The organism is Nocardia aegles, assembly GCF_052545135.1.
This window is the reverse complement of sequence record NZ_JBQWRI010000002.1, coordinates 767,635-788,351: the sequence shown is the minus strand read 5'-3', so window position 1 is coordinate 788,351 and position 20,717 is coordinate 767,635. Positions and strand designations below refer to the sequence as shown.

The 20,717-nt window shown below is 70.2% G+C and carries 21 protein-coding genes; 9 read left to right on the top strand and 12 right to left on the bottom strand.

Annotated elements, in window-relative coordinates; translation table 11 throughout:
• Positions 1-54: 54 nt before the first annotated feature.
• From ACT89H_RS08735 to ACT89H_RS08720, 4 genes are all read left to right on the top strand, one after another.
• On the top strand, positions 55-1,128 hold the full coding sequence (locus ACT89H_RS08735; RefSeq protein WP_445108005.1) for a hypothetical protein: 1,074 nt from the start codon (positions 55-57) through the stop codon (positions 1,126-1,128).
• 112 nt (positions 1,129-1,240) lie between these two features.
• Complete coding sequence (locus ACT89H_RS08730; protein WP_445108004.1) at positions 1,241-2,023, top strand: SAM-dependent methyltransferase; 783 nt, start codon at positions 1,241-1,243, stop codon at positions 2,021-2,023.
• A 333-nt stretch (positions 2,024-2,356) separates the two neighbouring features.
• The gene (locus ACT89H_RS08725) at positions 2,357-5,932 is read left to right on the top strand and encodes a cobaltochelatase subunit CobN (protein ID WP_445108003.1); all 3,576 of its coding nucleotides are present in this window, start codon (positions 2,357-2,359) and stop codon (positions 5,930-5,932) included.
• A gap of 170 nt (positions 5,933-6,102) precedes the next feature.
• Positions 6,103-6,624 carry a DUF8020 domain-containing protein gene (locus tag ACT89H_RS08720; RefSeq protein ID WP_445108002.1) on the top strand — a complete coding sequence of 174 codons (522 nt, stop codon included), beginning with the start codon at positions 6,103-6,105 and terminating at the stop codon, positions 6,622-6,624.
• A 117-nt stretch (positions 6,625-6,741) separates the two neighbouring features.
• Here ACT89H_RS08720 and ACT89H_RS08715 read toward each other — a convergent pair whose 3' ends face one another.
• The 6 genes from ACT89H_RS08715 to ACT89H_RS08690 all read right to left on the bottom strand — a co-directional run bounded on the left by ACT89H_RS08715 (position 6,742) and on the right by ACT89H_RS08690 (position 10,713).
• Positions 6,742-8,094 carry a cytochrome P450 gene (locus ACT89H_RS08715; RefSeq protein ID WP_445108001.1) on the bottom strand — a complete coding sequence of 451 codons (1,353 nt, stop codon included), beginning with the start codon at positions 8,092-8,094 and terminating at the stop codon, positions 6,742-6,744.
• 117 nt (positions 8,095-8,211) lie between these two features.
• Positions 8,212-8,580: an STAS domain-containing protein gene (locus ACT89H_RS08710; protein ID WP_445108000.1), complete on the bottom strand. Its 369-nt coding sequence runs from the start codon at positions 8,578-8,580 to the stop codon at positions 8,212-8,214.
• 339 nt (positions 8,581-8,919) lie between these two features.
• A complete protein-coding gene (locus ACT89H_RS08705; protein ID WP_445107999.1) occupies positions 8,920-9,177 on the bottom strand; it encodes a DUF4235 domain-containing protein in 258 nt (85 codons plus the stop codon).
• Positions 9,174-9,569 (bottom strand): DUF3618 domain-containing protein, encoded by a 396-nt coding sequence (locus ACT89H_RS08700; protein ID WP_445107998.1) that lies wholly within the window; start codon positions 9,567-9,569, stop codon positions 9,174-9,176. The genes ACT89H_RS08705 and ACT89H_RS08700 overlap by 4 nt, the downstream gene beginning before the upstream one ends.
• Positions 9,566-9,982 carry a phage holin family protein gene (locus tag ACT89H_RS08695; RefSeq protein ID WP_445107997.1) on the bottom strand — a complete coding sequence of 139 codons (417 nt, stop codon included), beginning with the start codon at positions 9,980-9,982 and terminating at the stop codon, positions 9,566-9,568. Before ACT89H_RS08695 ends, ACT89H_RS08700 begins: the two co-directional genes overlap by 4 nt.
• Before the next feature lie 182 nt (positions 9,983-10,164).
• On the bottom strand, positions 10,165-10,713 hold the full coding sequence (locus ACT89H_RS08690; RefSeq protein ID WP_445107996.1) for a TerD family protein: 549 nt from the start codon (positions 10,711-10,713) through the stop codon (positions 10,165-10,167).
• 337 nt (positions 10,714-11,050) lie between these two features.
• Here ACT89H_RS08690 and ACT89H_RS08685 point away from each other — a divergent pair, with 337 nt between their 5' ends.
• Positions 11,051-11,431, top strand: coding sequence for an RskA family anti-sigma factor (locus ACT89H_RS08685; protein ID WP_445107995.1), 381 nt, complete (start codon positions 11,051-11,053; stop codon positions 11,429-11,431).
• Between the two features lie 12 nt (positions 11,432-11,443).
• Here ACT89H_RS08685 and ACT89H_RS08680 read toward each other — a convergent pair whose 3' ends face one another.
• The 3 genes from ACT89H_RS08680 to ACT89H_RS08670 form a co-directional block, all read right to left on the bottom strand.
• Positions 11,444-12,595, bottom strand: a complete 1,152-nt coding sequence (locus ACT89H_RS08680) for a carboxylate-amine ligase (RefSeq protein WP_445107994.1) — start codon at positions 12,593-12,595, stop codon at positions 11,444-11,446.
• A 305-nt stretch (positions 12,596-12,900) separates the two neighbouring features.
• Complete coding sequence (locus ACT89H_RS08675; protein ID WP_445107993.1) at positions 12,901-13,641, bottom strand: histone deacetylase; 741 nt, start codon at positions 13,639-13,641, stop codon at positions 12,901-12,903.
• A gap of 86 nt (positions 13,642-13,727) precedes the next feature.
• Complete coding sequence (locus tag ACT89H_RS08670; RefSeq protein ID WP_445107992.1) at positions 13,728-13,991, bottom strand: helix-turn-helix transcriptional regulator; 264 nt, start codon at positions 13,989-13,991, stop codon at positions 13,728-13,730.
• A 101-nt stretch (positions 13,992-14,092) separates the two neighbouring features.
• Between ACT89H_RS08670 and map the strand changes: the two genes are divergently transcribed.
• From map to ACT89H_RS08655, 3 genes are all read left to right on the top strand, one after another.
• Complete coding sequence (gene map, locus ACT89H_RS08665; protein ID WP_445107991.1) at positions 14,093-14,857, top strand: type I methionyl aminopeptidase; 765 nt, start codon at positions 14,093-14,095, stop codon at positions 14,855-14,857.
• 117 nt (positions 14,858-14,974) lie between these two features.
• Positions 14,975-15,385, top strand: coding sequence for a PadR family transcriptional regulator (locus tag ACT89H_RS08660; protein WP_445107990.1), 411 nt, complete (start codon positions 14,975-14,977; stop codon positions 15,383-15,385).
• 79 nt (positions 15,386-15,464) lie between these two features.
• Positions 15,465-15,848, top strand: a complete 384-nt coding sequence (locus ACT89H_RS08655) for a PPOX class F420-dependent oxidoreductase (RefSeq protein ID WP_445107989.1) — start codon at positions 15,465-15,467, stop codon at positions 15,846-15,848.
• Positions 15,849-16,134: 286 nt separating this feature from the next.
• On the opposite strand, the gene ACT89H_RS08650 is transcribed toward ACT89H_RS08655, so the two are convergent.
• Together ACT89H_RS08650 and ACT89H_RS08645 are read right to left on the bottom strand one after the other, a co-directional pair.
• Entirely contained in the window at positions 16,135-17,451 is a 1,317-nt protein-coding gene (locus tag ACT89H_RS08650) for a metallopeptidase TldD-related protein (RefSeq protein WP_445108263.1), read from the bottom strand.
• 68 nt (positions 17,452-17,519) lie between these two features.
• Positions 17,520-19,049 carry a TldD/PmbA family protein gene (locus ACT89H_RS08645; protein ID WP_445107988.1) on the bottom strand — a complete coding sequence of 510 codons (1,530 nt, stop codon included), beginning with the start codon at positions 19,047-19,049 and terminating at the stop codon, positions 17,520-17,522.
• A 162-nt stretch (positions 19,050-19,211) separates the two neighbouring features.
• Between ACT89H_RS08645 and ACT89H_RS08640 the strand changes: the two genes are divergently transcribed.
• Positions 19,212-19,859: a TetR/AcrR family transcriptional regulator gene (locus tag ACT89H_RS08640; RefSeq protein ID WP_445107987.1), complete on the top strand. Its 648-nt coding sequence runs from the start codon at positions 19,212-19,214 to the stop codon at positions 19,857-19,859.
• On the opposite strand, the gene ACT89H_RS08635 is transcribed toward ACT89H_RS08640, so the two are convergent.
• A complete protein-coding gene (locus tag ACT89H_RS08635; RefSeq protein WP_445107986.1) occupies positions 19,860-20,627 on the bottom strand; it encodes a TSUP family transporter in 768 nt (255 codons plus the stop codon).
• Positions 20,628-20,717 lie beyond the last annotated feature (90 nt).

Genomic DNA, 20,717 nt, shown 5'->3' with positions numbered 1-20,717 from the left:
CCGTTCGGGAGAGCGGATATCCGGTACGCCGCGACGGACAAGGAGTGCGGGAACGTGAGTGCGACGGGACCAGGGGTGGGCACGCGAACGGTGCACTTCGTCGGAAGCTTTCCGGCCGAGAGCGCGGACGTCGCGATGCGGGCCATGCTGGACAGTGCGGGGGCGCGACTGCGTACCTTGCCGACCGGGGAGACCCGGCGCTACGAGTTCTACATCCAGCCGATCATCGAAGACCTGGTCGAGCAAGGTGTCCTGGCGGTGAAGAAGCAGGGAACGTGGGGCTCGAGCCGGCAGCGGACGATCCATCGCGTCGCTCCGGGCATCGAATTATCCGGCGAGAGAATGGATTTCGGTTATATTCGGGAAGCGGAGGAGGCGCTGCCGATCCTCCGCGCACTGCGCGCCGAGCGCGGCTTGCCCGGTCTCGCGCTCCAGATCGGCATGCCGACCGATTTCACGCTGACGTTCATCGCCCTGGGAGTCGCCGGTCTGCGGCGGCATCGCCGAGCCTTCTTCGACACGACCGTGCGTGCGATCACCGCCATTCGCGAACTCGCCGGGGACGACGTCGTCGTGCAGGTCGAGGCCACCGCGGAACTGGTGCTCATGGCGAAGGCGCAGCCGGTGCACCGGCAGGTCGATCGGGCGCTGGGGCTGGGCGAGGGGATCGCCGCGCTGGCCGAGGCCGCCCCGGAGGGAACCCGTTTCGGGGTGCACCTGTGCCTGGGCAGTCTGCGCAACAAAGCCCGCGGCAGGTTGCGTGATGCCCGGCCGCTGGTCGATCTGGCCAATTCCGTGGTCCGGCAGTGGCCGCGCGGGCGCATCCTGGAATACGTGCACGGTCCCCTCGCGGCCGGCGATGTGGCTCCGTCGGAGAATGCCGGATTCTATGCGCCGTTGGCGGGGCTGGCGCTCGACCCGGGCACGAATTTCTACGCCGGTCTGGTGCACGACGGTCCCACGGAGGCACAGCAATTGCAGACGCTGCGGCTCGTCGAGAAAGCGCTGGGCCGCCCGGTCGACGGGGTCGCCTGTGCGTGCGGCCTGGGCCGCCGATCCCGCCCGGTGGCGGATGAGCTGATGGCACGAGCGGAAGTACTCGCCGCGGGCCGAACGCCCGGCGAGTGAGCCCGTGCGGGGCAACGTCATTCGGTACGCCGGTGGCTGCGCGCGGGCAAGCCCGCGGCGACGGATCGTGACTGTCTGGTCAGGATCCCGACCGGGGCGTACGGTGTCCGGAATGGAGCGAGCACCGCGCGGCGTCGATCCGAACCTGCCGAATTCCGCCCGGGTATACGACTATCTGCTGGGCGGTAAAGACAACTACGAGGTGGACCGGGCTGTCGCGCACCGCATGCTGTCCATCGCGCCGGATACCCGGACCTTGGCCTGGTTCAGTCGCCAGTTCCTGGTGCGGGCGGTCCAGTCGGCCGCCGAGGCGGGGATCCGGCAGTTCATCGATCTGGGCGCGGGTATCCCGACCTCGCCGAATGTGCACGAGGTCGCCCACAAGGTCGATCCGGCGGCGCGGGTGGTGTACGTCGATTTCGACCCGGTCGTCTACGCGCACTGCAATGCCCTGCTGGCGCATGCCGACGGTGTGACGGCGATGCTGGGTGACGTTCGCCGTCCGGACGACATCATCGATCGGTTGCGCGACGCGGGTTCGATCGACTTCGCGGAGCCGGTCGCGATCACGCTCGTCGGCGTCTTGCACTTCGTGATGGATGACGAGGGCCCGGCCGAGATCGTCGCTCGGCTGCGGGAAGTCATGGCTCCGGGAAGCCATCTGGCGTTCACGCACGGCTCCGACGACAGCGATTCGGACTTCATCGCGCAGTCGTCGTCGGATACCGCCAGATCCTCGGCCCAGGTGGTCTACCGATCTCCGGCCGCGGTCGAGTCGTTCTTCACGGGGTTCGAGATGATCGAGCCCGGCGTGGTTCCACTGCAGCAGTGGCTCGGCGACGACCTGCCTCGAACCGGGCTGGTGCTGCTCGGCGGGGTGGTCCGCAAGGTATAGGAACGCGCGTACCGGGCTCCGCGACCGCGACGGGGTGCCCCATCCGCCGGGCAACCATCGCATCGATCGCGAGCGCCGGCGCATCCACCGCCGACTGCGCCCGGCTGAGGGACGGCTTCTCGGCCGCACGAGTGGCCGACCGCGACCCCGCGCGGCCGATCGGGTGGGGCGCGTGGACGAGGACGCGCCGGACGGCAGGTAGCATCGGCGTGCTCGGCGGACGACGAGGAAACCGGTGAAAGTCCGGTGCGGTCGCGCCACTGTGGAAAGCCAGACCCTCTCCGGCGAGCAGCGAACCCCCGATGGGCGCGTCACCCGAGGAAGGCTGCCACCGTGATTGTGCTGTTGTCCACATCCGACACCGATCTGCTCAGTGCCCGCGCCAGCGGCGCCGACTATCGGTGGGGAAATCCGGCTCGCCTGCTGGTCGACGACCTGCCCGGCCTGCTGGACGGCGCCGCTCTGGTGATCGTGCGCATCCTCGGCGGCAAGCGGGCCTGGGAGGACGGGCTGGAGGCGGTGCGCGCGAGCGGGATTCCGCTCGTCGCGCTCGGCGGCGAGATCGCCCCGGACGCCGAGCTCATGGAATGCTCCACCGTCCCGGGCGGTGTCGCGGCCGACGCGCACAATTATCTGGCCGCCGGTGGCCCGGAAAATCTGCGTCAGCTACACAATTTCCTGTCCGACACCGTGCTGCTGACCGGCCACGGCTTCGAGCCGCCGATCCAGTTGCCCAGTTGGGGTGAATTGGACCGGGTAGCTGCCGAGCGGGCCGATGGGCCGACCGTGGCGGTGATCTACTACCGCGCCCAGCATCTGGCGGGCAACACCGCCTATGTCGACGCCCTGTGCGGCGCGATCGAACAGGCGGGCGCGCGGGCACTGCCGCTGTACTGCGCGTCGCTGCGAACCGCCGAACCCGAGCTGATCGACACCTTGCGTCGCGCCGACGCGCTGGTGGTCACGGTGCTGGCCGCCGGAGGCACCAAACCCGCCACCGCGTCCGCCGGGGGCGAGGACGAGGCGTGGGATGTCGGCGCGCTCGCCGACCTGGACGTGCCCATCCTGCAAGGGCTCTGTCTGACCACCGGGCGCGCTCACTGGGCGGCCGACGCCGACGGGCTGTCCCCACTGGACGTCGCCACTCAGGTCGCGGTGCCCGAATTCGACGGGCGGATCATCACCGTCCCGTTCTCGTTCAAGGAATTCGACGCCGACGGCCTGTCCACCTACGTCCCCGATGCCGAGCGCGCCGCTCGGGTCGCGGGCATCGCGACGCGCTACGCGCGGCTGCGGCACATCCCCGCTGAACGCAAGCGCGTCGCCGTCATGCTGTCGGCCTACCCGACCAAGCACGCCCGTATCGGCAACGCCGTCGGCCTGGACACCCCGGCCAGTGCGATCCGTCTGCTCACCGAATTGCGCGCCGCCGGTTACGATCTGGGCGCGCCGGGCGAGATTCCGGGCCTGGCGGAACAGGATGGGGACGCCCTCATCCACGCTCTGATCGCCGCAGGAGGTCAGGACCCCGACTGGCTCACCGCCGAGCAGTTGGCGGGTAATCCGATTCGCATCGGCGCGGCGACCTACGCCGCCTGGTTCGACACCTTACCCGGCGACCTGCGCGACGCCGTCGTCGAAGCGTGGGGCCCGCCGCCGGGGGAACTCTACGTCGACCGCTCGGCCGACCCGGACGGTGAGATCGTCATCGCCGCATTGCGTTTCGGCAATGTCGTGCTCATGGTGCAGCCGCCGCGCGGTTTCGGCGAGAACCCCGTCGCCATCTACCACGATCCCGATCTGCCGCCGAGTCACCACTATCTGGCGGCCTACCGGTGGCTCAGCGCGCCCGAGGGTTTCGCCGCCGACGCGATGGTGCACTTGGGCAAGCACGGGAACCTGGAGTGGCTGCCCGGCAAGACGCTGGGCATGTCGGCCTCCTGCGGCACCGATGCCGCTCTCGGCGATCTGCCGCTGATCTATCCGTTCCTGGTGAACGATCCCGGCGAGGGCACCCAGGCCAAGCGCCGCGCGCACGCCACCCTGGTGGATCATCTGATCCCGCCGATGGCTCGCGCCGAAACCTATGGTGACATCTCGCGTCTGGAGCAGTTGCTCGACGAGCACGCCAACATCTCGGCCCTGGATCCGGTCAAGCTGCCCGCCATCCGTCAGCAGATCTGGACGTTGATGCGCGCCGCCGCGATGGATCACGATCTCGGTCTCACCGAGCGCCCGGACGAGGAGTCCTTCGACGACATGCTGCTGCATGTCGACGGCTGGCTGTGCGAGATCAAGGATGTCCAGATCCGCGACGGCCTGCACGTGCTCGGCCGAGCCCCGGCCGGGGAGAGCGAACTCGATCTGGTGCTGGCCATGCTTCGCGCGCGTCAGCTGTGGGGCGGCGAACGCACCGTGCCCGGCCTGCGCGAGGCCCTCGGCCTCGACGAGTCGGGAGGCGAGGCGCGCGAGCGGGTGGATGCGGTGGAGGGCCGTGCCCGCGCGCTGGTCGCGGCGTTGCAGGCGGCGGACTGGTCGCCGGAGGCGGTCGACGGTATCACCGACGACCCGCAGGTCCGCCGGGTGCTGCGATTCGCGGCCACCGAGGTGGTGCCGCGCCTGCGGCAGACCGGTGTGGAGATCGACCGCGTCCTGCACGCGCTCGACGGCGGGTTCATCCCGGCCGGTCCGAGCGGGTCACCGTTGCGCGGCCTGATCAACGTCCTGCCGACCGGACGCAATTTCTACTCGGTCGATCCCAAGGCCGTGCCGTCCCGGCTGGCCTGGGAGACCGGCCAGGCCATGGCGGAATCCCTGCTGGAGCGGTACTGGGCCGACCAGGGTGACTTCCCGCGGTCGGTGGGTCTGTCGATCTGGGGTACCTCCGCGATGCGTACCTCGGGCGACGACATCGCCGAGGTCCTCGCGTTGCTGGGCGTCCGGCCGGTCTGGGACGACGCGAGCCGCCGCGTCCGCACGCTCGAAGTGATCTCGCTCGCGGAACTCGGCCGTCCCCGCATCGATGTCACGGTGCGCATCAGCGGTTTCTTCCGCGATGCCTTCCCGCACGTACTCGCCCTGCTGGACGACGCGATCCGCCTGGTCGCCGACTTGGATGAGCCGGACGAGGCGAACTATGTCCGCGCGCACGCACAGGCCGACTTCGCCGAGCACGGCGACCAGCGGCGCGCCACCACCCGCATCTTCGGTTCCAAGCCCGGAACCTATGGGGCGGGCCTGTTGCAGCTGATCGATGCGAAGAGCTGGCGCACCGACGACGACCTCGCCGAGGTCTACACCACCTGGGGCGGCTACGCCTACGGGCGTGATCTCGACGGAGCGCCGGCCGCGGAGGACATGCGCGGCGCGTATCGCCGGATCGCCGTGGCGGCCAAGAACACCGACACCCGCGAGCACGACATCGCCGACTCCGACGACTATTTCCAATTCCACGGCGGCATGGTGGCGACGGTGCGTGCGCTGACCGGCAAGAACCCGGAGGCCTACATCGGCGACAGCACGCGCCCGGACGCGGTGCGCACCCGGACGTTGTCGGAGGAGACGGCACGGGTGTTCCGCGCCCGCGTGGTGAACCCCCGTTGGCTGGAAGCCATGCGCAGGCACGGCTACAAGGGCGCGTTCGAAATGGCGGCGACCGTCGACTATCTGTTCGGCTACGACGCCACCACCAACGTGGTGGCCGACTGGATGTACGAAAAGCTGACGGAGAGCTACGTTTTCGACGAGGTGAACCGAAAGTTCATGGAGCGGTCCAATCCCTGGGCGCTGCACGGGATCGCCGAGCGATTGCTGGAGGCGGCCGAGCGGAAGCTGTGGGAACACCCCGAATCGGACATGCTCGATCGGCTGCGGCAGGTCTATCTGGAGACCGAAGGGGAGTTGGAGTAGCGGCCACAGTTGTCCCGAATTCCGGATTCGTCACGAAATGCGCTGTTGTGCAGGACATTTCGGGCATCACCAGGTGTCCGAAGCGGTGATGTGGAACGTCTATAATCGCTAGTGTTTCACGGCTGTACCCAGGTAACGACAGATCGAATCTGCTGAGGATGGGAAGGCTCATGAAGTTCAGGAAATTGGTTGCGACCACGCTGCTGACCATTGCCACCACGGGTGTCACCGCCGCCACCGCGTACGGGCAGGCCGACTTCGACAGTCCGGCGGTGAGCGGCGGCGATATCGGCTACACCGCGACCGTCGCGCCGGACCGGTCGAGTGCCGCGGTCACGCTCACCTCCGGTTCGTTCACCCGCACGCCGGACGGAAGCATCGCGGTGCTGGGGCCCGACGACGCACTGGTGGCGACCGTGCCGACGACCGTGCAGTCCGTCTTCGGCCAACAAGTCGAGGTGGCGCCACACATCGATGCGGCCGGGACGACGCTGACCTTGACACCGGTCGGCGCCGCCATCCCGGAACCCGGCGCGCCGCAGTTCATCGGCGACGCGACGACCACATTGGGCGGGGTGGCGATCGGCTGCGCGATCGGCGCGCTGGTCGGTCTGGTCTTCTTCATCGTCGGGGTCTTCCCCGGCTGCGTGGTCGGCGGTCTGATCGGTGCCGCTGCGGGCGCGAGCCGGTAGTCCGAGACCGACCCTGAGTGGCCGGAATCGGCCGCGCTCGGCGTCGAGCGCGGCCGATCTCTGTCTTCGCCATGGTCCATAGCCCCGCGCATGGCCGGAGCGAAGGCGGAGGTACGCTCAGCTCGTCTGGGTCATGCACGGCTCGACGGTGAAGTCGAGGCCGAAATTGTTCAAGGTCACCGGCAGGGGGGCGTCCGGGTTGGGTCGCGGGGTGGACCGCAGCCGGAAATCGGCCGAGGTGAGCAGGTGCGCGAGCAGGGTGCTGGTGACGAACAGCACCAGATTGCGGCCGGGACAGTCGGCGGGGCCCGCGCTGAAGGGCACGAGCTGGGGGTACTGCTCCGCGCGGCCGTCGAGCCAGATCTCCGGGACGAACCGGTCGGCGAACGGCAGCAGATCGGCATCCCGGTGGAACGCCGGGACCGCGATCATCAGGGCGGCGCCCGCCGCGATGGTGAAGCGCTCGTCGCCGTCGCGCCACTCGGTGTCGGCGGTGATGTCGCGCAGCAGCATGGGTGTGGTCGGCCACAGCCGCACCGACTCGAGCACGCAGGCGCGCAGATAACCGCGCAGGTCGACGCGCTCCGGATCGACGGCGTCGGCGAGTGCGCGGGCGTGGTGCCCGGGATGGGTGCTCAGCACCGCCAGTGCCCGGCTCAGCGCGATGCCCGCCGCGTCGAAGGCGAACAACCAGTGGGGTATCTGGCCGACCGGGTCGGTCGCGCCGCCCGCGGGCACCGCGGCCAACGCCCCGGCGAGACTGTCCGGCGGAGCCGACTCCACGTGGCGGTACAGCCGATTGGTGAACTGGTCGCGTTGCCTGCGGTGCGCAGGGGCCAGGAACGACCAGTTGCCCGCCGAACGCAGCCGGGAGAGCTCGTCGGTGAGCACGGTGTCGTCGCGTCCTCGTGCGCCGAGCACGATCCATCGCACCAGCCGCCACCAGCGCGTGGTGAACTGTCGCGCGTCCAGGTGGCCGCGGTGCAGGGCCGACACGATCATCTCGCGCGCCTCCTCCGCGATCGCCTCGGCGAACGGCACGGCCAGGCGATGCAGTGGCTCGCCGGACTCCAGTGCGGCCTCGTTCACGGCGCGGCGCTGGTCGCGGATCGGTCCCTCCGAGAGCAGCACACCGTGCGGCTGGAACTGGCGCAGCGCGGCGCGCTTCTCCCGATTGGCCGGACTGAACGGCGTCGGCGCGTCGGCCAGTACCCGTCCCACGTCATGCGGATCGAGAACGACCACGATCCGGCGCCCCGGCACCACGAGCTCGACCGGTCCAGCGCCGAACTCGCGCCGCAACTGCCGGATGCGTTCGATCGCCCTGGAATCGGCTCCGGTGCGTTCCAGCAAGCCCAGCACCGGTCGGCGCCGTGCGATGACACCCGAGGCGACCGAGGCGAATCCGAGATCCGCCAACGCCGCCACCGCGGGTACTCCCACCAATCGGTGTTCGCGGTTTTCTGCCATACGGCCTCCTCCCGGTGCGCACAGGTCGACACGATGCCGACGACCGGTCAGGTACCCGGCGACGCGGAGTCGAAACCCCGACAGGGGTTGAGCGGCACCGATGCGGTGCCGTGAAGCTCAGTTCGGCGCCTGGGTCTCGTTCACCGCGAGCGCGGCCTCGACGGAGTCGAACACCGTGAGCAACCGGTCCAGCGCGGTCACCTCGATCGGCCTGCGCGCGGCGTCGCTGGGGACGACCCGCAAGCCACCGGAGCCGGTGGCCTCCGAGGCCGCCAGCAAGACGCTCAGCCCGGCGGAGCCGAGGAACCCGACGTTCGTCATGTCCACCACAACCGCGGCGGGCGCGTCGCGCAATGCTTCGTCGAGTGCCGATTGCAGGCGTGGCGCGGACGCCATGTCTATCTCGCCGTGCACGGTGACGACCACCGTGTCCTCAGCCGACCGCACCTCGACCTCCAGCGCCCGGGGCGCGCTTTCGGAACTCACCATCCACCTCCAGTGCCGGCGACGCGTCCTGGGCAGTACGCCACGTCGACCTCCGCTCCGGTTCGCGTCTCCTGCGCACTGGTCCACGGCGCAGAGAGCGACCACTCCGCGGCCAACTTACCGCATCCCGGCCCCCGCCGATCACAGTGTGCGCCGGCTCGCGCCGCCGACCAGGCGGTATCGCGCGGCCGGACAAGCCCTGGCGCGGGCCGGAATCGGCGGCCCCGACCGTCGCGCGACGGGAGGCGTGACACAGCGACCGCGGCACACCGAAAAGCCGCCGTGACTCGAGCAACGTCGAGTCACGGCGGTCTCCTTCACCGCGAAGCGCCGGTGGCGTTATTCCGGCCAGGTGCCGGTGAGCGATCGGTAGCCCGTCGCGCCCGCCCGGTCGATCGCGGCCTTGACCAGGCCGAAAACGGCGCCCTGCAATGCCGCGGCGAACAGCACCTCGCGCCAGGAATGATCCCGGGCGGTCGACGTCGGAGCCTGCTGCTCGCCGCTGATCTGCTTCCACACCTTGGTGAACACGGCATTCGCCGCGAGGCCGCCGAGCACGCTGATCAGCAGGCCGAGTGGTTTGTAGAGCGTCTTCATCGCCGCCTCCGCACGATCTGCCAGACCACGGCCGCGAGCACGGCCGCGCCGAGGGCGGCGGGAATCGGATGGGCGCGCAGCGCGCCACCGGCTTGCCTGGCGCGTTCGGCGACCGGCTCCGGTGTCGCCGCCACCACTCGGTGGGCCAGGTGCGCCGCGCCCGTCCCGGCGTGCTCGGCCTGGTCCGCGACGATGAGCGCCGCCTCGGAGGCCGCGTGCTGGGTCGCCGCGACGGCGTCGTGTGCTTTTTCCTTGCTTCGCGCGGGCACATCGAGCTTGTGGCCGAGCTCTTCTACCGTCCGGCCGAGATCCGCCCGCGCCTGATCGCGGTCCCGCCGCAGGGCCGCGATGTCGTCGGTGGGCTGCCCCGCCCGAGGTCGGCTGTCACTCATCCCCGCCTCCTGTCCTTGATCACCTCGATGTCCTCGCGTACGCCCTCGACCGCCTCCCGCGGGAACGGCGGATTCGCGTCTTCCACGCTCTTCTTCCCGGCCAGTCCGAGGACGGCCGCGATCACCAGCAGCGCGCCCGCCACGATCAGCGCGGAGGCCCAGCCCGGCAGCACCTCGGTGAGTCCGAGCACCGCCGCGGCGACCAACGCCGCCCCGCCGTAGAACGCCAGCAGCGCCGCCACACCCGCCAGGCCCGCTCCGAGGCCGAACCGTCTGCCCTTCTCGCGCATCTCGACGCGCGCGAGCTGGAGTTCGTCGCGGATGAGCCGGGACAGCTGGGCGGTGGCATCCTCGACCAGTTCGCTGACCGACCGTGTGTTCGCGGGCGGGCGAACCTGTGTCGTCTCGGTCATGAGACCTCCTTCGGCATGTCACACTTCCTGCCCGGCGACTACCCGCGCGTCCAAATTCCAATCGGACGCCGCGGTCCGGTCACGTCCGGCGGAGGTGTGCGACGCGCGGAGGGGCCGCCGCGGCATCGAAGATCGCGACGAGTCATCGAATCCATAGCGGCGCAAGCGGAATCGCTTCGAAGTCACTCGAGGTAAGGGCCGATCTGCGGAAGGGCCTCCACCGGGTGCCGCGCGTGCAGGCCCGCGCCGACGTCCTGGAAGTGCCAGGCACCGTCGGTGCGGCGCACTCGACCGAGCACCAGGCCGGTGTGCGAGCCGCCGCCGGTCAGCTCGTGGCGGACGAGCTGGGTACCCGCCACGGTGTCGATCACCCGGCAGTAGGCGTTCGCGATCCGCTCGAAGGTCTGGCCGGTATAGCAGGTGATGAGGAACAGCACCGTCGTGACCTGCGCGGTGATGCGGGACAGGTCGACGCTGATGATCTCGTCGTCACCGGCGCCTTCCCCGGTCATGCTGTCGCCGTGCAGGCGGACGGCTCCGTCCGTAGAGCTGAGCTGCTCGTGGTACACGACGTCGACGAGCCGGTCCGCGGCGAAGAGCAGGGCCGCGACATTGAGATCGATCTCGGCACGCCGACCGAAGAAGCGTGAACGCGTGGCCGGATCCCAGCCGAGCGCCACGGTGACATGTTCGAGCGGGACGCCACGCTCGTCGCGGAGCTCGGTGCGCATCGGTGTTCTCCTCCGCGTCGGAAAGTGGGCACGGGTGCGGCGGCCTCCGGCGCGTCCGCCGACCTTCGGGGCCGAGACCGTCGGAACTCGCCGGAGCAGGACAGTACCCGGGTTCGGGCGGACTATGGCGAGAATCCAATCCGCGACGCGGTGCGCCGCGAAGTGAGGGCATGCGGGTTGGCGCAGAGCGCATGGGCCGAGACCGCGGTGCAGGTCAGTCCCCGCACGGCTGTACGCCTGCGGAGTCCCCGGTCCGTTCGGCGGGTATCGAGGCCGCGGCGCGACCGCGCTCGGCGGAGGCGGCGCGCCCAGGCCTGCCGGTCGACGGTGACCGGCCATGACCGGCACCCAGCCGGGCCGCGCGGATCTGCTCGATCTGGCGTACCCGTACGCGATGGACGCGGTGGCCGAGATCGAGCGCAGGCGCATCGAGAACCGGCTCGCGACAACCGATTCCGGCACCGCCGCGGCGTTCCCGGATACGGTGCGGCGCATTCGGGAGACGCTGGCGGCGCTGAGCGCGACCGCCGCGGTGCACCCACCATCCACCCTCGAGTCGAGAATTCTGCGGGCGATCGACGACTCGGATCCGAACGCGCGGCGCCGTCACGGTGAGCCGAGCGAAGTGTTCGGACTGCGCCGCCTGGCCAGGCTGGTGCAGTCCGTCGGGGGCCGGGCGGGCGTCGCGCGTCGGCGCGGCCGATCGCGCGGCGAATAGCCTGGCGCGGGCTCAGTTGAGCGGCGCTCCGGTCGCCGGTGCCGCATGGGAATTTCCGGGCTGGTCGCAGCCGTCGAGGGTCGCGCGCGCCACCTCTTCGACGACGTCATCGATCTCCCCGCGCGCCCGCAGTGCCGCGACCTGCCGGTGCGCTCCGTTGCCGCGCGCGAGCAGGCGGCCGAACGCCTCGTCGACGAACCGGCGATCGCCCGCGTCGTCCAGCGCGGGCGCGGCGTGGTCGATCAGCCGCGACAGCAGGTCGCGCACGGGCGCCACAGTGCCGTCGCGGGGGTCGACGCCGTCTCCGGCCAGTCCCGAACGCGCCGCTTTCCAGTACGCCGCCCGCAACATTTCGGCGGGCACCTGCGGCGCCGTCCGCCCCGCCGCCAGCGATCTCTCCGCCATCACGACGATGGCGCGCACCAGCGCGGCCAAGAGCGCGGTTTCCTCGACGGTAGCCGGAATGTCGCTCACCCGGATCTCGACGGTCGGGAACGTGGCCGAGGGCCGGACATCCCAGTAGACCATCTGCTTGTCCAGGATGCTGCCACTGTTGAGCATCATCGCGACCATCGCCTCGAAGTGACGCGCGGATTCGAAGTACGGCGGTGGTCCGGCGCTGGGCCAGCGCCGCCACAGAATGCTGCGCCAGCTGGCGAAACCGGTTTCGGTGCCCCGGTAGATGGCCGAGTTCGCGGTCATCGCGAGCAGTTGCGGCAGCCACGGCCGCAAGTGGTTGCTGACCTGGATCGCGGTTTCGACGTCGGGGATGCCGATGTGCACGTGACAGCCCGACAGCCCCTGCTCATGGGCGAGCATGCCGAAGTTCTCTTCGATGCGCTGGTAACGCGGGGTATCGGTGACCGGGAACTCGTGCGGGACGGTGGGCGGGATACCGACCGCGAGCAGGCGGGCGTCGTTGCGCTCGGCGCACGCGGCGATGCCGCGGCGCAGATCGCGCAACTCCCGGTGCAGCGCACCGATATCGGTGTGGACCGAGGTGCTGGTCTCCACCTGGCAGCGGGTGAGTTCGAGCTGCAGGTCGATGCCGATTTCCTCGGCGGTGTGCGCCACCTCGACATTGCGTGCCAGGGGCTCGCCCGTGCGCGGGTCGACGAGCAGGAACTCCTCCTCAACTCCGATGGTCAGCCGCCCATCGTCCATGTGCTCGTAATACCCAGGGCCCGGCGGGCTAGTCAATCGAACGCGTGCGGTTCGCGCCGAGCGGATGCCGCCCGGGTCCGGCGCGGTCTGATCTGGCACTTCGGCTCGGCGGGCGTGGTGATGGTAACCACTCCGCCGTCGATGGCTACGTCGCAACCGAGCCCACGGAGCACATCACCCGGAGGCGGGCACCGTGAACTGCAGTGGGTGCGGGGCCGCACCGGCCGCTGGTGGCCGTGACCGCCGGTGTCACGTCGCTCGTCGACGCCGACGGATCCACACCTCCCACGAACTCGTGCGGTTTCTCAGCCGCGTCGCGTGGTTCGGTGCGGCGGCGCCGACTCGCCGTCGCCGAGCAGGGCATGGACCGTCTCGGGGGTCCAGCGCCGGTCGGCGCCGGGACGAGTGGCGAGATAGCCCGCGGTCGCCCGGGCGGACCAGCCGTGCGCCGTGCGCAGGCCCGCCGCCAGATACCGCAGGTAGGTGGCGGCGGGTGGATTGCCCGGCACGTCGCGACAACGCCAGGGCGCGGTGAAGGTGAGTACCGGGTATCCGGCGCGCATCCCCGCGTACACCAACGTTTCGTAGCGGCCCGGGCCGAGAGTGGCCGTCCCCTGCGCGATCGCCGCGCTGAGATCCACCTCCGTCCCCGGGGCGCGATACATCTCCTGCGCCGCGATGTCGGCGAACTGCGCGGCGGTGAGCAGGTGGGCGTGCACGGCGATCTCACCCGGGCAGCCGGGGTCATAGAGCGCGCGGCCGCCGGTCCAGGTCAACGATTCGGTGGCGAAATACAGCACGCCCCGCAGCAGCAGCGGCATCGAGCGGATCGGGTCGGCGTGGTCGCGGCAGCCGGGCAGGGTGAGTGCCCCGCCGTCGGGCCTGCCACCGCGAAGATAGGTGCGCAGCCTGGCCGGGCTCATATTCGAGCCGTACGCGGCGTACCAGACCAGGTCCGGGCGCGGGGGCGCTCGGTGCCGGTACGCGTCCTGCCGCGAGCCGTGCGCCGTCGCGCCGCCTATGCCGTCGGTGTGCCGCACCGCCATGCATTCATTGTCGGCCGTTCACGACGCCGCGCCCACCGCGTCCGCACGGTCGATCGCGCGGCGCGGGTGTCACTTCCTGCGCGCCACTAAGCCGACTCGGCGAGTCCCGCCGAGCGCCAGATGTTGGCGAGATCGTCGAGGGGGATCGAGAGCGCCTGTGCCAATGCCACCACGGTGCCGAAGGCCGGGGAGGGCAACCGGCCGGTCTCGATCTTGCGCAGCGTCTCCGGTGAGATCCCGGCGGCCCGAGCGACGTCGGTGAGCTCGCGGTCCGCGCGGGCCGTGCGCAGGGCGGCGCCGAGGCGGCGGCCTGCATCGATCTGCGCTGGAGTCAACGGGAGGCGGACCATTGGCTCAGGCTACGGACGGTGGTTCCCCGCCGCAAGGGGGATGGTATTAAAATACCGACCCAGCTATGCTGGTATTAAAATACCGGCGTACTGGAGGAATGATGGTCGAGCTGAAGAGCCCCGCGGAAATCGCGCGGATGCGAGTGGCGGGCCGGTTCGTCGCGGAGGTGCTCGCCGAGTTGCGCGAGCGGGCGCGGGTGGGGGTGAACCTGCTCGATCTGGAAGCCGACGTCCGGGAACGCATCCGCCGCCGTGGCGCCCAGTCCTGCTACTGGGACTACGCGCCCTCGTTCGGCCGCGGACCGTTTCGCAATACCGTCTGTTTGTCGGTGAACGACGCTGTGCTGCACGGGCTTCCGTTCGACTACGCCCTGCGCGACGGCGACGTGCTGACCATGGATCTCGCGGTCGGCATCGAAGGCTGGGTCGCGGACGCGGCGACGACGGTCGTGGTCGGCTCGGCCGCGGACGAGGATGTGCGGCTGGTGCGGGCGACCGAGGAGGCCCTGGCCGCGGCCATCGCGGTCGCGGTGCCGGGCAACCGCATCGGCGACATCTCCGCCGCCATCGCCGGGGTCGCGCGTGCGTACGGCTATCCGGTGAACACCGAATTCGGTGGTCATGGCCTCGGTCGCACCATGCACGAGGACCCGCACGTGCCCAATGCCGGCCGCCCGGGGCGCGGCTATCGGTTGCGCCCCGGCCTCACCATCGCGATCGAACCGTGGTTCGCGCGCACGACCGACCGCATCGTCACCGATCCCGACGGCTGGACCATCCGCTCGGCGGACGGCTCCCGCACCGCGCACTCCGAGCACACCATCGCGATCACGCCGGACGGGCCGCAGGTGCTGACCGCGGTGTGACCTGTCGCGTCTACGCCTCCGACAGCCAGGCGGACAGGTCGTCCGAGGCCCGCAGCTCGTCGGCGATGTACGCACGCTCCTCGGCGGACAGCTCCATCGCGCTCGATCTATCACGCCTTGAAGCAGCTCACGCGGGAGGGCAAGCTGAGCACGTTCGGCACCCAGAGCAGCGACCAGGGACCGGGACGCACGCTGTTCGAGCTGACCGATGCGGGGGAAGCCGAGTTCCGCAGACTCATGGACGAGGCGCTGGTCAGCGTCGACATGGAAGAACTGGGCGCTGCCATCGCCTTCATGGACGCGCTGCCCAGGGCCCACGTCATCGCGAAACTGCGGGAACAGCGCCGGCGCAGCGAGGCGGTGCGCGCCGACCTGCTGGCCATGATCCCGGACTTCCCCGGGCGGTACGAGGCGCCGCACGCGACCGATCTGCTGGAGTTGTGGAGCGGGGTGTTCGAGAATCTGTCGAGGTGGACCGACGGAGTGCTGGCCCGCCTGGAATCGGGGGAGTACCGGATGCCGCAATGAATGTCCGGCCAGGCGGCGCACGAACCCGCGGTATTTCCCATGCCGCTCACCGCGCCGGTATACGGGATACGCTGCCCGCATGACGAATTCGCTGGACGCCGTCACCAAGGCGAACTACGTGCTGCTGACCACCTTCCGCAAGGACGGCACGCCCGTCGGCACCGCGGTGTGGGCGGTGTCGGAGAACGGCAAACTCTACGTCTGGACCGTGACCGACAGCTGGAAGGTCAAGCGCCTGCGCCGCAATCCGGCGGTCACCGTGCAACCGTGCAGCGCGACCGGCAAGCCACACGGTGCGGTGGTCGAAGGCACCGGAAGGATTCTGGACGCCGAGGGCACGGAGCGGGTGCGCAAGTTGCTGCGCCGCAAGTACTGGCTCACCGGTCCGCTGGTCCTCCTCGGCAGCGACCTGCGGCGCGGCAAGGCAGGCACGATCGGCATCGAGATCCGCTTCACCGCATAATGGGTGCGGTCGGACGTAGTCCGTCCTCAGTCCCGCGCATGGCCGGAGCGAAGGCGGAGGTACGCCTAATGGGTGCGGTCGGACGGAGTCCGTCATCAGTCCCGCGCATGGCCGGAGCGAAGGCGGAGGTACGCCTAATGGGTGCGGTCGGACGGAGTCCGTCATCAGTCCCGCGCATGGCCGGAGCGAAGGCGGAGGTACGCCTAATGGGCGCGGTCGGACGTAGTCCGTCTTCAGTCCGCGCATGGCCGGAGCGAAGGCGGAGGTACGCCTGACCCGCCGTTGCTCAGGTCGCTTGACTGACCGACGACATGTGGAAGTCGGGAACCCGCAAGGGCGGCATCGCGGTGCGGGTGAACCAGTCCTTCCATTCCCGAGGCAGCGTCGGCTCGGTCGCGCCCGCCTCGCTCACCCGCCGGAGCAGATCCAGTGGGCTCTCGTTGAACCGGAAGTTGTTCACCGCGGCGGTGACCTCGCCGTTCTCCACGAGATACACCCCGTCCCGGGTGAGGCCGGTGAGCAGCAGTGACGCCGGATCGACCTCGCGGATGTACCACAGCGTGGTCAGCAGCAAGCCGCGCTCGGTGCGCGCGATCATGTCGTCGATCGTGGCTTCCGAACCGCCGGTGAGCAGTAGGTTGTCCCCGGGAACCGTGGCGGGCGCACCGAACTCGGCGGCGGTGGCGCGCGGATAGATCAGCGCCGAGATCACGCCGTCGCGCAGCCAGTCCACGCGCTCGGCGGTCATGCCGTTGTCGAACACCGACATCGATTCCGACGACGCGGTCGCCGCTACGAACGGCTGATATTCCAGCCCGGCCGCGTGCGGATCGGAGTAGAGCGTGAGCGGAATGTCGCTCAGGCGCTCGCCGACCCGGGTGCCGCCCGCCCGCGCGAACGCCGTATGACCTTCCTGCGCGCCCCGGCCCTCCATCGACCAGGCGAGGTAGATCATCAGATCGGCCACCGTCGAGGGCGGCAGCAGGGTCTCATAGCGTCCCGCGGGCAGCTCGATCGTGCGCTTGGCCCAGTCCAGGCGGCGGGACAGGTTTGTGAGCAGGCCGGATACGTCGACATCGGTGAAGTCCGCGGTACCCACCCCGACCCACGCGCTGGCCAGATCCGCGCCCTCGCCGCGTTTGCCGTTGATCTCCACCGAACCGGTGGGCTGCACGAAGCGGCGCCGGATGCCGGTCGAGGTGCCCAGCCAGGTGGTGTGCATCTGATGATGGGCGAAGCCGTAGAGGCGGTCGGCGCCGTCGAATCCGGCGGACAAGCCGTCGGCCAGATCGGTGAACACCTCGATGCCGGTGCCGCCCGCCGGGGCGGCCCAGTCGTCGTCGACGGTGTCCGGCTCCAGCAGCGGCATCGCGTCCCGCGCGGGTTCGGCGTCCCGCGCCGCCGCCTCGCCGGCCCGCACGACGGCCTCGATGTCGTCCGGGTCGACACTGGTCGACGCGATGGTACCGACGCGGGCCAGGGTGGGCCCTTCGCGGAACACCGAGATCACCGCCCAGGTGCGCGACACCGACGACCCGTTGGTGGTCATGGAGTTGCCCGCCCAGCGCAGCGACGCCTCGTGCTCGTCGCGGACGATCACCATCGCCTCGTCGGCGCGCGACAGCGCCAGCGCGCGCTCCACGGTCACGTCCGCGGGGAACAGATCCTCGTTCACCGGCCTGCCTCCGTCCGGGTGTTGAGAATGTTGACGCCGCGTACCAGGATCGACGGGCAGCCGTGGCTGACCGCGGCGACCTGGCCCGGCTGCGCTTTGCCGCAGTTGAACGCGCCGCCGAGCTGCCAGGTCGACGGCCCGCCCACCGCTTCCATCGCGCCCCAGAAATCGGTGGTGGTGGCCTGGTAGGCGACATCGCGCACCTGGCCGTCGAGCTTGCCGCCGCGGATGCGGAAGAACCGCTGGCCGGTGAACTGGAAGTTGTAGCGCTGCATGTCGATCGACCACGACCGGTCGCCGACGATGTAGAGGCCGTCGTCCACCCGGGAGATCAGCTCCTCGGTGCTGGTGTCGCGGTCCGGGTCGGGTTGCAGCGACACATTGGCCATCCGCTGGATCGGCACGTGGTGCGCCGAGTCCGCGTACGAGCAGCCGTTGGACCGCCGCAGGCCGAGGCGCGGCGCGAACACCCGGTCGAGTTGATAGCCGACCAGGATGCCGTCGCGGACCAGATCCCAGCGCTGCCCGGCGACGCCCTCGTCGTCGTAGCCGACGGTGGCCAGCCCGTGCGAGTGGGTGCGATCGCCGGTCACGTGCATGATCGGCGTGCCGTAACGCAGCGACCCGAGCAGGTCGGGTGTTGCGAAAGAGGTACCGGCGTAAGCGGATTCGTAGCCGATGGCCCGGTCGTACTCGGTGGCGTGGCCGATGGATTCGTGGATGGTCAGCCACAGGTTCGTCGGATCGATGACGAGGTCGGTCGGCCCGGCCTGCACGCTGGGCGCTTTCACCTTCTCGGCCAGCCATTCCGGAATCCGCGCGAGTTCGCCGTCCCAGTCCCACACCCCGTCGGCGCCGGTCACGTACTCCCAGCCGCGGCCGACCGGAGCGGCCAGCGTGCGCATCGTCTCGAACACCCCCGCCGCGGCGTCCACGGTGATCGCCTCGAGCGTCGGGTGCAGCCGCACTCGTTGCTGGGTGATCGAGGAGCCCGCGGTGTCGGCGTAGAAGGTCTGCTCCTTGACCTGCAGCACGCTCGCGGTGACGTGATCCACACCGTCGGCGTGCGACAGACGCTCCGAATAGTCCTGCAGCAGCGCGACCTTCTCGCCGGTCGGCACGGTGAACGGATCGATGTCGTAGGCCGACACCCAGCGCGCGTCGGCGTAGCGCGGTTCGCCGGCCAGCTCGACGCGTTCCCGGTTGAGTACCCGCAGCGCGGTCGCGACGGTGACGGCGGTGCGCGCCACCTGCGCGGCGGTATCGGGGGTGAGCGCGGCATGCGACGCGAAACCCCACGTGCCGTCCACGATCACCCGCACGGCGAAACCGAGTTCGGCGCTGTCGGTGACGGCCTCGACTCGCCCGTCGCGCAACCGGATCGACTGGGTCACCAGACGGTGCACCCGCAGGTCGGCGTGCTCGGCGCCGGCCGCCGTCGCCGCGGCGAGCGCGGCGTCGGCGAGCGCGGCCAGTGGCAGGTCGAGGAACTCGGCGTCCACGTCTCTGGAAGTCGCGATGCTCACCCGCACCAACCTAGTCGGGAGCGGGCCGGCGCGGTGACCACACGCCGTGCGAAAGCGCATCGAGTGCCGGTGTGCACCGAATGCGCGGTGGCAGTGCGGGAACGGCGCGCGCGACACTTGGCCTTCCCGCGTGTTGCTCCCCGGATGCCGTACTGTGCCCGCGTGCCGCCATCCGCCCTGCGTGACCGTAAACGCGAACGTACCCGCCGAGCCATCCTGGAAGCCGCAGCCGAGCTGTTCGAGACGAGCGGCTACGAGGAGACCACGGTGGCCGACATCGCCGCGGCGGCGGACGTCGGCACACGCACGTTCTTCAACTACTTCGCCAGCAAGGAGGAACTGCTCTTCCCGGAATCCGACGAGCGGGTCCGCTCCGCGGTGGCGGCGATCGCAGGCAGGCGTCCGGGGGAACGACCGGTGGAGGTGGTGCTGCGCGCGTTGCGCGCCGCCGGTGACAACCCCGGCGAGCACCTCGTCGACGATCTCCATGCCCGGATCGGGGCGCTGCGCGCCGAGGTGTCGCGGACCGTGCCCGCGGTGAGCGGCCGCGCCGCGCACGCCCAGTTGGTCACCCAGCGCGAGATCGCCAGGCAGTTGCACAAGGCCTTCCCCGCCGAATTCGACGAGGTCGGCGCGGCCGCGTTGGTCGGCGCGGTCGTCGGCGCCGTGTCGGGCGCGCTGACGGTGTTGTTCCAGCGACCGCTCGCCGGCATCGAGGACGGCGAGCGGTTGCAGCGCGAGATCCACGAGACCACCTCCCGGGTGCTGCAACCGTGGCTGGCCACCCAGCACGCCCGACCGGTGGGCTGATCAGCCGAACTGCTGCCACCCCAACCGGAGCACCATCCCGATCACCACCACCAGCAGCACGATGCGGACGAACTCGGCGCCCTTCCGCAGCGCCATGCGCGCGCCGACCACGGCACCGAGGACATTCGCGACGGCCATGGCCGCGCCGAGGGCCCAGAGGAGGTGCCCGGTCGCCCCGAAGAAGATCAGAGCGCCGAGGTTGGAGCCGCAGTTGATCACTTTCGCCATGGCGGCGGCGCGCACGAACTCGGTGCCGAGCAGGGTCGCGAAGGTGATGATCAGGAACGTTCCGGTGCCGGGCCCGAGCAGGCCGTCGTAGCAGCCGATCAATCCCGCCGCCAGCGCGACCGTGAGGACGACCTTGCGCCTGGTGGGCGGATGCGTGGCCAGGGTGACGCCGATCGACGGACGCAGCGTGACGAACACCGCGACGCCGACCAGCACCACCATGACGATCGGAACGAACAGCTCGCGGTCGATCAACGAGACCGCGGCCGCGCCGAGTGCCGCCGCCACCGCGGCGATCAGCGCCGCGGGCAGCAGGATTCGCCAGCGCATCGGCACCTTGCGCGCGAAGGTCAGCACCGATGCGCTCGTCCCGGCTACCGCGGCGAGTTTGTTGGTACCCAGGGCCGTCTGCGGCGCGATACCGGGAGCCACCACGAACAGGGTCGGCAGCACGATCAGCCCGCCGCCACCCACCACCGCGTCCACCCAGCCCGCCGCTGTCGCCGCCGTCAACAAAACCGCCCAGTCTCCGATTTCCACCGCGTCAGACAACCAGACCGCGGATCCGGACTCTGCCCGGTGCCGGGGACGGTAGCGGTCGGCTGCGGCGGGCCGCCCGCGCGCCGGGCG